At 71.1% G+C, this 13,673-nt stretch carries 8 protein-coding genes; 6 read left to right on the forward strand and 2 right to left on the reverse strand.

Translation table 11 applies throughout. The features are described from left to right. Positions 1–6: 6 nt before the first annotated feature. The 5 genes from ACIRP7_RS26415 to ACIRP7_RS26435 are packed head-to-tail and all read left to right on the forward strand — an operon-like array spanning position 7 to position 7,809. Positions 7–2,214 carry a WD40/YVTN/BNR-like repeat-containing protein gene (locus ACIRP7_RS26415; protein WP_403664236.1) on the forward strand — a complete coding sequence of 736 codons (2,208 nt, stop codon included), beginning with the start codon at positions 7–9 and terminating at the stop codon, positions 2,212–2,214. Beyond that, positions 2,214–4,193 carry a beta-galactosidase gene (locus ACIRP7_RS26420; protein ID WP_403664239.1) on the forward strand — a complete coding sequence of 660 codons (1,980 nt, stop codon included), beginning with the start codon at positions 2,214–2,216 and terminating at the stop codon, positions 4,191–4,193. The genes ACIRP7_RS26415 and ACIRP7_RS26420 overlap by 1 nt, the downstream gene beginning before the upstream one ends. After that, positions 4,190–6,403, forward strand: coding sequence for a glycosyl hydrolase family 95 catalytic domain-containing protein (locus tag ACIRP7_RS26425; RefSeq protein ID WP_403664242.1), 2,214 nt, complete (start codon positions 4,190–4,192; stop codon positions 6,401–6,403). The genes ACIRP7_RS26420 and ACIRP7_RS26425 overlap by 4 nt, the downstream gene beginning before the upstream one ends. Positions 6,404–6,441: 38 nt before the next feature. Then, on the forward strand, positions 6,442–7,152 hold the full coding sequence (locus ACIRP7_RS26430) for a hypothetical protein (protein WP_403664245.1): 711 nt from the start codon (positions 6,442–6,444) through the stop codon (positions 7,150–7,152). A gap of 36 nt (positions 7,153–7,188) precedes the next feature. Then, the gene (locus tag ACIRP7_RS26435; protein WP_403664248.1) at positions 7,189–7,809 is read left to right on the forward strand and encodes a chorismate mutase; all 621 of its coding nucleotides are present in this window, start codon (positions 7,189–7,191) and stop codon (positions 7,807–7,809) included. 73 nt (positions 7,810–7,882) lie between these two features. Here the strand turns inward: ACIRP7_RS26435 and ACIRP7_RS26440 are convergent, their stop codons facing one another. Next, entirely contained in the window at positions 7,883–9,922 is a 2,040-nt protein-coding gene (locus tag ACIRP7_RS26440; protein WP_403664251.1) for a TIM-barrel domain-containing protein, read from the reverse strand. 84 nt (positions 9,923–10,006) lie between these two features. After that, complete coding sequence (locus ACIRP7_RS26445) at positions 10,007–11,020, reverse strand: LacI family DNA-binding transcriptional regulator (protein WP_393604396.1); 1,014 nt, start codon at positions 11,018–11,020, stop codon at positions 10,007–10,009. Between the two features lie 687 nt (positions 11,021–11,707). Here ACIRP7_RS26445 and ACIRP7_RS26450 point away from each other — a divergent pair. Next, positions 11,708–13,639 carry an acyl-CoA dehydrogenase family protein gene (locus ACIRP7_RS26450; protein ID WP_403664422.1) on the forward strand — a complete coding sequence of 644 codons (1,932 nt, stop codon included), beginning with the start codon at positions 11,708–11,710 and terminating at the stop codon, positions 13,637–13,639. Positions 13,640–13,673 lie beyond the last annotated feature (34 nt).

Here is a 13,673-nt window from a genome sequence, read left to right on the forward strand (position 1 = left end):
TGTGTCATGCGCGCGTCCGGGCCTAGTCGTCGTGCCGTTCTTGGTGGAGCTGCGGCCGCTGCCGCGTTCACGGCCCTTCCATCCTTCGATGGGCGTGCCGAGGCCGCGGCCTCGCCCACCCCCACCTACCGATGGCGCCAAGTCGCCATCGGCGGTACCGGATTCGTCACCGGTGTTCTCTTCCACCCCTCCGTGCGCGGACTCGCCTACGCCCGTACCGACATCGGCGGGGCCTATCGCTGGGAGGAGCGGAGCGCGCGCTGGATCCCGCTCAACGACGATCTCGGCTGGGACGACTGGAACCTCCTCGGTGTCGAGGCCATGGCCGTCGATCCCGCCCACCCGAACCGGGTCTATCTCGCGCTCGGCACCTACGCCCAGTCCTGGGCCGGAGACGGGGCGGTCCTGCGGTCCGAGGACCGGGGTGCCACCTGGGCCCGTACCGACCTCACCGTGAAGCTCGGTGGGAACGAGGACGGGCGGGGGGCGGGCGAGCGGCTGCTCGTCGATCCGCGGGACAGTGACACGCTGTGGCTGGGGACCAGACACGACGGGCTGCTCAAGTCCACGGACCGGGGCGCGACCTGGAAGGCCGTGAGCTTCCCGGCCACCCCCAGCGCCACCGGCCAGGGCATCACCCTCCTCGTCGCCGCGGGCCGCAGCGTCTACGCCGGCTGGGGCGACTCCGACGGCACCGCCGCCAACCTGTACCGCACCTCCGACGGCACCACCTGGGAAGCCGTCCCCGCGCAGCCCTCCGGTACCTCCGCCAAGGTGCCGATCCGGGCCGCCTACGACTGCCACACCCGCGAGCTGTACGTCACCTACGCCAACGCGCCCGGCCCGGGCGGGCAGTCCGACGGCAGTGTGCACAAGCTGGCCACCGCGAGCGGCAAGTGGACCGACGTCACCCCGGTGAAGCCGGGCGGCACCACTGCCGACGGCTCCTCCGACACCTTCGCCTACGGCGGGGTCGCCGTCGACGCTCGCCGGCCCGGCACGGTGGTCGTCTCCACCAACAACCGCTGGGCGGCCGTCGACACCCTGTACCGGACCACGAACGGCGGCCGCACCTGGACGTCCCTGAAGGACTCCGCGGTCCTCGACGTCTCCGAGACCCCGTTCCTCACCTTCGGCGCCGACGCGCCCAAGTTCGGCTGGTGGATCCAGGCCGTCGCCGTCGACCCGTACGACTCGAAGCACATCGTCTACGGCACCGGCGCCACCCTCTACGGCACCCGGGACCTCAAGCACTGGGCCCCGCAGATCCGAGGTCTGGAGGAGACCTCCGTACGGCAGCTGATCTCACCCCCGACCGGGGAGGCGCACCTGCTCAGCGGGCTCGGGGACGTCGGGGTGATGTACCACGAGCGGCTCACGGCCTCACCGTCACGGGGCATGGCGAGCAACCCCGTGTTCGGGTCGGCGACGGGACTCGCCCAGGCCGCGGCCAAGCCCTCGTACGTCGTCCGCACGGGCTTCGGCGACCACGGCAACGGCGCCTTCTCGAACGACGGCGGCAGGACCTGGGCGCCCTTCGCGGCCCAGCCGGCTCAGGCCAAGGACTCGCCGGGGCCGATCGCCACCAACACCGACGGCAGCGTGCTGCTGTGGACCTTCGTGCACTGGGACGGCACCAAGTACCCCGCCCAGCGCTCCACCGACAACGGAGCGACCTGGTCCGAGGTCGCCGGCTACCCCAAGGGCGCCACCCCGCTCGCCGACCCGGCCGACCCCACGCGCTTCTACGCGTACGACACCGACACCGGCACCCTGTTCGCCAGCACGGACGGCGGCCTCACCTTCACCGGGCGGGCGAGCGGACTGCCCTGGGGCGACAGCCAGTTCCAGCTGACCGCGGCCCCGGGACGCTCCGGCGACCTGTGGCTGAGCACCAAGACGAACGGGCTGTACCGGTCCACCGACGGCGGAGCGACCTTCACCAAGCTCACCAGCTGCTGGGCCTCGCACACCCTCGCCTTCGGCAAGGCGGCCAAGGGCGCCGACCAGCCCGCGATCTACATGGTCGGCTCCACCGAGGCGATCACCGGCGTGTACCGCTCCGACGACGGCGCGAAGAGCTGGGTGCGCGTCAACGACGACCGGCACCAGTGGGGCTGGATCGGCGCGACCATCGCCGCCGACCCGCGGATCCACGGCCGCGTCTACATCGCCACCAACGGCCGGGGCATCCAGTACGGGGAGCCCGTCTGATGGCCGGGCTGAGCGCGGTGACCAACGGCCGCATCCTCTACGGCGGCGACTACAACCCCGAGCAGTGGCCCGAGGAGACCTGGCAGGAGGACGTCCGGCTGATGACGGCCGCCGGGGTCAACTCCGTCACGCTCGGCGTCTTCTCCTGGGCGAAGCTCGAACCGCGGCCGGGGGAGCGGGACTTCGGCTGGCTGGACCGGCTGATGGACCTCATGCACGACAACGGCATCGGGGTCGTCCTCGCCACCCCCACCTCCTCGCCGCCGCCGTGGCTGGGCCACCTGCACCCCGACACCCTGCCCGTCACCGAGGACGGCCGCGCCGAGTACTGGGGCGGACGCCAGCACTTCTCGCACTCCAGCGCCACCTACCGCCGTTACGCCGCCGCCATCACCGAGGACCTCGCCACCCGCTACGGCGGCCACCCGGCCCTCACCATGTGGCACATCAACAACGAGTACTGCACCTACGACTGGAGCGACCAGGCCGCCGCCCGCTTCCGCACCTGGCTGCAGAACCGCTACGGCTCCCTCGACGCCCTCAACTCCGCCTGGGGCACTGCCTTCTGGAGCCAGGGCTACGGCGACTGGGCCGAGATCCACACACCCCGCCAGGCCCACTACATGAAGAACCCCACCCAGGTGCTGGACTTCAAGCGGTTCACCTCCGACATGCTCCTGGAGTGCTACCTCGCCGAGCGGGACATCGTCCGCCGGGCCACCCCGCACACCCCGGTGACCACCAACTTCATGCCGATGTGGGTCGGCCAGGACGCCTGGCGCTGGGCCGAGGAGGAGGACGTCGTCTCCGTCGACCTCTATCCCGACCCGCGCGACCCCTTGGGCGCACAACAGGGCGCCCTCGTCCAGGACATGACCCGCTCGCAGGCACGCGGCCCCTGGATGCTGATGGAACAGGCCGCCGGACCGGTCAACTGGCGGGGCGTGAACCACCCCAAACCCCGTGGCCTGAACCGCCTCTGGTCCCTGCAGGCCGTCGCCCGCGGCGCCGACGCCGTCTGCTACTTCCAGTGGCGCCAGTCCCGGCAGGGCGCGGAGAAGTTCCACTCCGGGATGGTCAGCCACGCGGGAGAGGAGGGGCGCACCTACCAGGAGGTCAAGCAGCTCGGCGCCGAACTGGCCGCCATATCACAGCATGTGACGGACAGTCATACCGCCAACGAGATCGCCGTCCTGCACGACTGGCACGCCTGGTGGGCCGGCGCCCAGGACGGCCGGCTCTCCCACGAAGCCGACCACCCGGACGTGCTGCGGGCCTGGCACCGCGCCCTGTGGGAAGCCCACCTCACCACCGACTTCGCCCACCCCGAACACGACCTCGCCGCCTACAAGGTGGTCGTCGTCCCCCAGCTCTACGCCCTCACCGACGCGGCGATCGACAACCTCCTCGCCTACGTCCGCCAGGGCGGCACCCTCGTCTCCGGCTTCCTGACCGGCGTCGCCGACGAGGACGACCGGGTACGCCCCGGCGGCATGGACGCCCGGCTGCGCGAGCTGTTCGGCATCCGCGTCCTGCACGAGTGGTGGCCGCTGGACGTGGGGGAGCACGCGGAATGCGACGGCTCGGCGGGCGGATTCCGCGGCACCCTGTGGTCGGAGGAGATCGACAAGAGCGAGGACGCCACCGCGGAAGCCTCCTACAAGGGCGGTGAGCTCGACGGGCTGCCCGCCGTGCTGCGCAAGGGCCGCGCCTGGTACCTCTCGACGCTCCCCGAGCCGGGCGCCCTGCGCGAGCTGCTCACCGGGATCGCCACGGGAGCGGGCGTACGACCGGTCCTCGCCGGACTGCCCGACCAGGTCGAGGCCGTCCGCCGAGGTGACCTGCTCTTCCTGCTCAACCACGGCCGCGACCCGGTGACGGTCCACGTGACCGGCACCCACCAGGACCTGCTGACGGGGCACTCCGTCACGGACCGGGTCGCGCTGGGCCGCTACGGCGTGGCGGTGCTGCGGCCATGACCGACGGACCCGTCCACGGCACCTGGGAACCCGAACCGGCCGCGCGCTGGGAGGACGGCTTCCTCAGCGGCAACGGCCACCACGGCGCCCTCCTCTTCGGCGAGCCGAACGACGAGCGGGTCGTCGTCACCCATCACACCCTGGTCCGCCCCAACGGCGCCGAGCACGCCCGCCCGCCCCGCCTCGCCGCCGAACTCCCCGCGCTCCAGGACCGGTTGCTCGCAGGTGAACTCGACGCCGCCGAGCGCTTCACCGACGGACGCCCGCTGCAGTGGGTGCAGCCCTTCCACCCCGCCTTCCACATCAGGCTGCGCCGTCCACGCGCCGCCGTCGCCGGCTACCGCAGGTCCGTCGACTTCACCACCGGCGTCCTGCACACCGAGTGCGAGCAGTGGCGCGGGCAGGTCTTCGTCTCCCGCGCGGACGACGTCATCGTCCAGCACGTCGAGGCGGCGGACCTGGTCGTCTCACTGGACCACCGGCTCCCGGGCGCCCCCGGCACCCTGATGATCGGCCAGAGCATCGTCCGCGCCGCCGACGGGGCCCTCCTCACCCTCCGCGTCCGCTACCCCGACAGCGACCGCCGCTACACCGGCATCACCCTGGTCGTCCCCACAGGCGGCCGCACCGCCCTCATCCCGCCCGGCGCCCACGTCACCGGCGCCGAGTCCGTCCTGCTGCTGACCCGCGTCGTACGCCACACCGGCGAACTGGACACGGCACCCCACGTCGAGGCCCTGCGCGACCTGGCCCCCGAGCCCGAATCCGGGCCCGAGCCGGGGTCCGTCACCTACGCCCGGCTCCTCGACAGACACACCACCCTCCACCGCACCGCCTACGAACGCGTCACCCTCGACCTCGCCGCCGACCCCGACGAACGCGCACTGCCCGGCTCCGAGTTGCTGGCGCGGCCCGACAGCCCAGCCCTCCTGGAACGCCTCTTCGCCGCCGGCCGCTACCACCTGCTCTCCGCCGGTGGCCTCTTCCCGCCCCGCCTCACCGGCCTGTGGACCGGCGACTGGGACACGGCATGGTCGGGAGCCTTCACCAACGACGCCAACGTCAACCTCCAGACCGCGTCCGCCGTGTCCGCGGCCCTTCCCGAAGTGACGGAATCCCTGGCCTCCCTGATTCACCGTCAGTTGCCGGACTGGCAGGACAACGCCCGCGAGATCTTCGGCGCCCGGGGTGTCGTCGCCCCGCCGCACTCCGACGGCGAGTCCGGGCTGACGTACCACTTCAGCCGCGAGTACCCGCTGCACCTGTGGACCGCGGGCGCCGACTGGCTGCTCAAGCCCCTCGTCGACCACGACGAGACCCGCGGCGAACAGGACCCGCGCACCGCCCGCGCCCTCGCCGAACTCGCCCTGTTCTACGAGGACTTCCTCACCCGCACGGACGCCGACGGCCATCTCGTCGTCGTCCCTTCCTACTCTCCCGAGAACCGCCCGGCGAACGCCAGTTGGGGTGCGATCAACGCGGCCATGGACCTCTCGGCCGCCCGGCACGCCCTGCTCTCGGCCGCCGCCTACCACCCGGAGAAGGCGGACACCTGGCGGGCCCTCGCCGACCGGCTCCCACCGCACCGGATCAACGCCGACGGAGCCCTCGCCGAATGGGCGTGGCCCGGCCTCGACGACACCTACGACCACCGCCACCTCAGCCACCTCTACGGCGTCTGGCCGCTCGACGAGATCACCCCCTACGACACCCCCGACCTCGCCCGAGCGGCCCATCGCGCCCTCGAACTGCGCGGTTCCGAGAACGACTCGGCCCACGGCCACCTGCACCACGCCCTCGTCGCGGCCCGCCTGCGCGACGGTGAACGCGTCGCACACGCCCTCGGCCAGGTCCTCAAGGGTGACTTCTTCCACCCGTCGCTGATGAGCGCGCACTACCCGCACCGGAACGTCTACAACGCGGACGCCGCCCACACCCTGCCCGCAGTCCTCGTCGAGATGCTCGTGCAGTCGACACCGGACCGGCTGGTGCTGCTCCCGGCGGTTCCCGCCACCTGCCCCCGAGGTGAACTACGGGGCATCCGCACCAGGTTCGGGGCCGCACTCGACCTCACCTGGAGCCCCACCGAAGCGACCGCGGTGCTGCGCCCCACCCGCAGCCACCGCGTCGAACTGAGGACTTCCTCCGGGACGGAGCCGCTCGACCTCGTCGCCGGAGAAGACCACGTCCTGCGTCTGGAGGCGTGGTAACCACCCCCGCATTTCCCCCCACCCATGGAAGGGACACCATGGCAAGCACCCTGCGCAAGATCACCATGGCCGTACTGGCCCCGGCGATGGCCATCGGCGCCACCGTCGGACTCGCCTCGGCCCCCGCGTCCGCCGCCGTCTGGAGCTCCTGCGACCAGTGGGCCAACACGAGCCTGAACGGCTACACCCTCTACAACAACATCTGGGGCTCGGGCGCCGGCAGCCAGTGCATCTGGGCCAACTCCGGCACCAACTGGGGCGTCAACGCCAACCACCCCAACACCGGCGGCATCAAGTCCTACCCCAACTCCAAGAAGGTGATCAACAAGTCGATCACCTCGCTCGGTTCGCTCTCCAGCAGCTACAACGTCTCGGTCCCCTCGTCCGGCGCGTACAACACGTCGTACGACATCTGGGACACCGACTACGACTACGAGATCATGCTCTGGGTCAACAAGACCGGAGCCGTCGGCCCGCTCGGCACCTCGCAGGGCAACGTGACGCTCGGCGGCCACACCTGGACCGTCTACAAGGGCACCAACGGCGCGAACCAGGTCTTCTCCTTCGTCCGCACCTCCAACTCCAGCTCCGGCACGGTCAACATCCTCCCGATCCTGAAGTGGATCAAGGACACCAAGGGCTGGTTCGGCAACGAGACCATCGGCGACGTGCAGTTCGGCTTCGAGATCACCAGCTCGTCCGGTGGCCTCAACTTCACCGCCAACAACCTGACCGTAAGCAGCAGTTGACCTGATCGTGGGGCAACGTCGGGTTTCATGGGGGGCATGCGTACCACCACCCCCCTCCGACGTGCCCTGATCACCGTGACCGCGACCGCGGCCGTCGTTCTCACCGCGACGGGTTCCGCGGTCGCGGTCCCCGTCTCCGGGACGGCCGCGGCACCCCACGCCACCGCCCACTCCCTCTCCGCCCTGCATCCCGTCGTCGAACTCGCCGCCGAACGCCTGGCCACCGCCGACCTGGTCGCCGCCGCCAAGTGGGGCACCGACAGTCCCATCGACGACCCCGCCCGCGAACAGCAGGTCCTCGACAACGTCGCCGCCCAGGCCCAGCAGCTCGGCGCCGACCCGGACGAGATCCGCGTGATCTTCCGCGACCAGATCGAGGCCAACAAGCTCGTCCAGCGCGGCCTGTTCCAGCGCTGGACCGACCACCCCGACCAGGCGCCGACGACCAAGCCCGACCTGAGCGTCGTACGGCAGGAGATCAACCGCGTGACCAGCGCCCTGGTCGAGGCCCTCGCCACCACCGCCGACGACCGGGGCGCGGTCACCTGCCGCCCCGAACTCCTCCTCGCCGGCCTCCAGGTCCACCACGAGGACCACCTCGACGCCCTGCACACCCGGGCCCTGGCCCGCGCCCTGCGCTCGGTCTGCGGAAGCTGACCCCCACACCCCCGCACCCCCACACGACGAAGCGGCCGGTCCACCCCCGTGGGACCGGCCGCTGTCGGTGTCGCTACTCCGCCACCGGAAGCTGCGCCCCGTCCCGCAGGAACAGCGGAATCCGGTCCAGCGGGGCGTCCACCGTCACCGTCCCGCCGCCCTCGTACGTCTGCCCGGTCCACGCGTCCGTCCAGGTCACGCCCGCCGGGAGATAGGTCGTGCGGGCCGTCGCCCCCGCCGTGAGCACAGGGGCGACCAGGAGGTCCGCGCCGAAGAGATACGCGTCGTCGACCGTCCACGTCGCCTGGTCGTCCGGGAACTCCAGGAACAGCGGGCGCATCGGCGTCAGGCCCTCCTCGTGGGCCTCGCGCATGACCTTCAGGACGTACGGCTTGAGCCGCTCGCGCAGTCGCAGGTACTTCTCCAGGATCGCGCCGGCCTCCTCGCCGTACGACCACACCTCGTTCGGGCCGCCGGTCATGTCCGGGCCCAGCGGCATGCCCGGGTCGCGGAAGCCGTGCAGCCGCATCAGCGGGGACAGCGCGCCGAACTGGAACCAGCGGACCATGACCTCGCGGTACGCCGGGTCGTCCGGGTCGCCGCCGTGGAATCCGCCGATGTCGGTGTTCCACCACGGGATGCCGGACATCGCGGTGTTCAGGCCGGCCGCGATCTGCTCGCGCAGGGTGGGGAAGTCGGTGCCGATGTCACCGGACCACAGGGCGGCACCGTAGCGCTGACTGCCCGCCCAGGCGGAGCGGTTGAGGGTGATGACCTCCTCGCCGGCGGCCGTCAGGCCCTCGTGGAAGGTGCGGGAGTTCTCGGCGGGGTACATGTTGCCGACCTCCAGACCGGGGCCCGCCCAGTAGCGGAGGTTCTCCTGGAAACCGGGCTTGAGCTCCGGCTCGCAGGCGTCCAGCCAGAAGGCCGTGATGCCGTACGGGGCGAGGTAGTTGTCGCGGATCTTCGACCACATGAACTCCCGGGCCTCCGGGTTCGTGGCGTCGTAGAAGGCGACCTGGACGGTCGAGGCGACCCCCTTGTCGGGCCAGTCGGCGTGCGCCATCGGACCGTACTGGGTGCCGATGAAGTAGCCGCGCTGCTCCATCAGGGCGTGGTTCTCGCTGAGCGGCGACACCGACGGCCACACGCTCACCACCAACTTGACGCCCAGCTCCTCCAGTTCCCGGACCATCGCCGCCGGGTCGGGCCACTCGGCCGGGTCGAACTTCCACTCGCCGAGGTGCGTCCAGTGGAAGAAGTCGCAGACGATCGCGGAGAGCGGCAGCCCGCGCCGCTTGTACTCCCGCGCCACCGACAGGAGTTCGTTCTGGGTGCGGTAGCGCAGCTTGCACTGCCAGAAACCCGCCGCCCACTCCGGCAGCATCGGCGTCCGGCCGGTCACCGCGCTGTAGCGGCGCTGGCCGTCCGCCGGGGCGCCCGCGGTGATCCAGTAGTCGATCTGGCGGGCCGAGTCGGCCACCCAGCGCGTGCCGTTGTGGGCCAGCTCCACACGGCCGATCGCCGGGTTGTTCCACAGCAGGGTGTAGCCGCGGCTGGAGGCGAGGACCGGGATGCCGACCTCGGCGTTGCGCTGGATCAGATCGAGGACCAGGCCCTTCTGGTCCAGCTTGCCGTGCTGGTGCTGGCCGAGGCCGTACAGCTTCTCGTCGTCGTAGGCGGCGAAGCGCTGCTCCAGACGGTGGTGGCCGTTGCCGACCGCGGTGTACAGACGCGAGCCGGGCCACCAGAAGTGGGCGCGGGCCTCCGCGAGGAGCTCGGCCGAGTCCGCGGTGCGCAGAAAGCGGAGCTGTCCCTCGGCGTCGACATGGACGGTCAGCGCCCCCACCGTCAACCAGGCTTCCCCTTCGCCGGTCTTGACCGTGCTCTCGGTGGCCGGCGGCTCGTCGAGCAGGGCGCCCGGCAGCCCCTCCAGGATCGGCCCGCCGAGCCGGGCACGCACCCGCACGGCGTCCGGGCCCCAGGGCTCGATGCGCACGGTCTCCTGGCGCCCGCTCCACTCCAGCGCGCCGTCCCGCTCCCGGAACGTGCCGACGGTGGGGGACGACTGCGCGAGACTGACCTTGGGCTGGATTTCGGCAGGCTGATTCACGAGGAGTGCTCCTGAGGGAATGCAGACAGGGGCGTGCCGCACAGGCACGCGATGCGTGGTGTGTGAGGTCCGGTGGGTGAGGTGTCAGGACACCGAAGGTGCCGGGCCCGTGCTCGCCCGGACCGTCAACTCGGGCTCGATCAGGACGACTTCGTCCTCACCGCGGCCCTCCAGCTTGGCGACCAGCCGCTCCAGGGCGTGCCGGCCCATCTCCTGGGCGGGGATGGCGACCGACGTCAGCCGCACCGAGGCCTGCACGGCGACCTGTTCGGGGCAGATCGCGACCACCGAGACGTCCTCGGGGATGGCCCGGCCCTGCTGGCGCAGCAGCGCGAGCAGCGGCTCCACGGCCTGCTCGTTCTGCACGACGAAGCCCGTGGTGGACGGCCGCTCGTCGAGGATCCGGGCGAGGGTCACGGCCATCGCGTCGTACCCGCCCTCGCACGGCCGGTGCAGCAGCCGTACGCCCAACTCCTGGGCGCGCGACCGGAGTCCGTCCAAAGTGCGCTCGGCGAAACCGGTGTGCCGTTCGTAGACCGCGGGAGCCTCGCCGATGACAGCGATGTCGCGGTGACCGAGCTTCGCGAGATGCTCGACGCACAGGGCGCCGGTGGCCCGGAAGTCGAGGTCGACGCAGGTGAGCCCGGAGGTGTCGGCGGGGAGGCCGATGAGCACGGAGGGCTGGTCGGTACCCCGCAGGAACGGCAGCCGCTCGTCGTCGAGTTCGACGTCCATCAGGATCATCGCGTCGGCGAGCCCGCTGCCGGTGACGCGTCGTACCGCGTCGGGGCCCTCCTCGCCGGTCAGCAGCAGGACGTCGTAGCCGTGCGTCCGCGCGGTGGTGGCCACCGCGATGGCGATCTCCATCATCACCGGCACGTACATGTCGGTGCGGAGCGGGATCATCAGCGCGATGATGTTCGACCTGCTGCTGGCGAGCGCGCGGGCGCCGGCGTTCGGGTGGTAGCCGAGCTCGCGGATGCTCTCCTCGACCCGCTGCCGGGTGCTCGTCGAGATGGACCGCTTGCCACTGAGGACATAGCTCACCGTGCTCGCCGAGACTCCGGCGTGCTGGGCGACCTCGGCGAGGGTGACCATCCAGCTCTCCAAGCTTTGTGAAGCGCTTCGACAGTGCGCAGTGCGAACAGGTGCGGGTGGGGGTGGTTCGACAGTAGCTCCCCCGGGAGTGGGTGTCCATAGGTTGTCGAAGCGCTTCGACAAGGACTGCGGGGCGCGCACCGCACGCAGGAGGATCCGAAGGCAACAGACCCACGCCGGCCCGGCCGTTCCCGGCCTCCGCGGGCCACGGGCCTCCTGCCTACCACGACCGGCCGCCGGGGGCCATGGACCGGGCACGCGGAGCCCGGCCGTTGAACCGACCCGCACGGGCGCGCGGCGGGGACGCAGGTCGGGGATGCCGACGGCGGCCCGGACCGGTTCGACGCAGCGCTCGGGGGTGAAGTCGTCGGCGCTCTGGCCCTTGTCGGGGTTGTTGACGCAGGCCGCGATGATCTTGCGGCCGCGGAGGCATCGGTGAGGTCGGCGTCGAAGAAGAAGCTGACCAGGTCGGTGAGCCTGCCGCGGCCGTGGGCGTCCATGCCGAACATCCGGCCCGCGGGAACGGGTGGCGGGGCCCACTGGACACCCGGTCGTCTTCCGTCGACATCGGCCGAACGGCCGCGCGAGGGGTGGTGACCTCGCCCGGGATCGGGTACATACGATCGGGTAGCACCCGTCGGTAACCATACGGCCCCCATGATCCCGATTCACGACGAGGTGAGCCTGATGTCCGCACCGTCCACCAAGCCGATCGTCACCGAGCGCGAGGCCCGCGAGGTGGCGGAGGCCGCCCGGGAGCAGGACTGGCGCAAGCCCAGCTTCGCCAAGGAACTGTTCCTCGGGCGTTTCCGGCTCGACCTCATCCACCCCCACCCGATGCCCCCCGACGAGGACGCCCAGCGCGGCGAGGACTTCCTGGCCAAGCTCCGCGACTTCTGCGAGACCAAGGTGGATGGCGCCCTCATCGAACGCGAGGCCCGGATCCCCGACGACGTCGTGGCCGGACTCAAGGAGCTCGGCGCCCTCGGCATGAAGATCGACACCAAGTACGGCGGTCTCGGCCTCACCCAGGTGTACTACAACAAGGCACTGGCCCTCGCGGGTTCCGCGAGCCCCGCGATCGGCGTGCTGCTCTCGGCCCACCAGTCGATCGGCGTACCGCAGCCGCTGAAGCTGTTCGGCACCCAGGAACAGAAGGAGAAGTTCCTGCCCCGGTGCGCCCGCACCGACATCAGCGCCTTCCTCCTCACCGAACCGGACGTCGGCTCCGACCCGGCCCGCCTCGCGACCAGCGCGGTGCCCGACGGCGACGACTACGTCCTCGACGGAGTGAAGCTGTGGACGACCAACGGCGTGGTCGCCGACCTGCTCGTCGTCATGGCCCGCGTCCCGAAGTCCGAGGGCCACAAGGGCGGCATCACCGCCTTCGTCGTGGAGGCCGACTCGCCCGGCGTCACCGTCGAGAACCGCAACGCCTTCATGGGCCTGCGCGGCATCGAGAACGGCGTCACCCGCTTCCACCAGGTCCGGGTCCCGGCGGCGAACCGCATCGGCCCCGAGGGCGCGGGCCTGAAGATCGCCCTGACCACCCTCAACACCGGCCGCCTCTCCCTGCCCGCCTCCTGCGTGGCCGCCGGCAAGTGGTGCCTGAAGATCGCCCGCGAATGGTCCGCCGCCCGCGAACAGTGGGGCAAGCCGATCGCCCACCACGAGGCCGTCGGCTCCAAGATCTCCTTCATCGCGGCGACGACCTTCGCCCTGGAGGCCGTCCTGGACCTGTCCTCCCAGATGGCCGACGAGAACCGCAACGACATCCGCATCGAGGGAGCCCTCGCCAAGCTCTACGCCTCCGAGATGGCCTGGCTCGTCGCCGACGAACTGGTCCAGATCCGCGGCGGCCGCGGCTTCGAGACCGCCGACTCCCTCAGGGCCCGCGGCGAGAAGGCGGTCCCCGCCGAACAGGTCCTGCGCGACCTGCGCATCAACCGCATCTTCGAGGGCTCGACCGAGATCATGCACCTGCTGATCGCCCGCGAGGCCGTCGACGCCCACCTCTCCGTCGCCGGTGACCTCATCGACCCCGAGAAGTCCCTCGGCGACAAGGCGAAGGCAGGCGCGAACGCGGGCGTCTTCTACGCCAAGTGGCTCCCGAAACTGGTCGCCGGACCAGGACAACTCCCCACCTCGTACGCCGAGTTCAAGCGCGAGGTAGACCTCTCGCCGCACCTGCGTTACGTCGAACGAACGTCCCGCAAACTCGCCCGCTCCACCTTCTACGCCATGTCCCGCTGGCAGGGCCGCATGGAGACCAAGCAGGGCTTCCTCGGCCGGATCGTCGACATCGGCGCCGAACTCTTCGCGATGAGCGCGGCCTGCGTACGCGCCGAACTCCTCTACACCACCGAGTCCCACGGCCGCGAGGCCTACCAGCTCGCCGACGCCTTCTGCCACCAGTCCCGCCTGCGCGTCGAGGAACTCTTCGGCCGCCTGTGGAGCAACACCGACGACCAGGACCGCAAGGTCGTCAAGGGAGTCATGTCCGGCACCTACGCCTGGCTGGAGGACGGCATCGTCGACCCCTCCGGCGAGGGCGTCTGGATCGCGGACACGACCCCCGGCCCCTCCGAGAAGGAGAACGTCCACCGGCCCGTCCGCTGACCCCTCACGACAGCGCGCCCCCCGAGAGGGGGAC

It is taken from the genome of Streptomyces sp. NPDC102270 (assembly GCF_044766405.1).
Taxonomy (GTDB): domain Bacteria; phylum Actinomycetota; class Actinomycetes; order Streptomycetales; family Streptomycetaceae; genus Streptomyces.

What these genes read in the sequence shown, in the direction of transcription:
- ACIRP7_RS26415 (WP_403664236.1), top strand. Translation starts at nt 7, where the DNA reads ATGCGCGCGTCCGGGCCTAGTCGTCGTGCCGTTCTTGGTGGAGCTGCG.
- ACIRP7_RS26420 (WP_403664239.1), top strand. Translation starts at nt 2,214, where the DNA reads ATGGCCGGGCTGAGCGCGGTGACCAACGGCCGCATCCTCTACGGCGGC.
- ACIRP7_RS26425 (WP_403664242.1), top strand. Translation starts at nt 4,190, where the DNA reads ATGACCGACGGACCCGTCCACGGCACCTGGGAACCCGAACCGGCCGCG.
- ACIRP7_RS26430 (WP_403664245.1), top strand. Translation starts at nt 6,442, where the DNA reads ATGGCAAGCACCCTGCGCAAGATCACCATGGCCGTACTGGCCCCGGCG.
- ACIRP7_RS26435 (WP_403664248.1), top strand. Translation starts at nt 7,189, where the DNA reads ATGCGTACCACCACCCCCCTCCGACGTGCCCTGATCACCGTGACCGCG.
- ACIRP7_RS26445 (WP_393604396.1), bottom strand. Translation starts at nt 11,020, where the DNA reads ATGGTCACCCTCGCCGAGGTCGCCCAGCACGCCGGAGTCTCGGCGAGC.
- ACIRP7_RS26450 (WP_403664422.1), top strand. Translation starts at nt 11,708, where the DNA reads ATGTCCGCACCGTCCACCAAGCCGATCGTCACCGAGCGCGAGGCCCGC.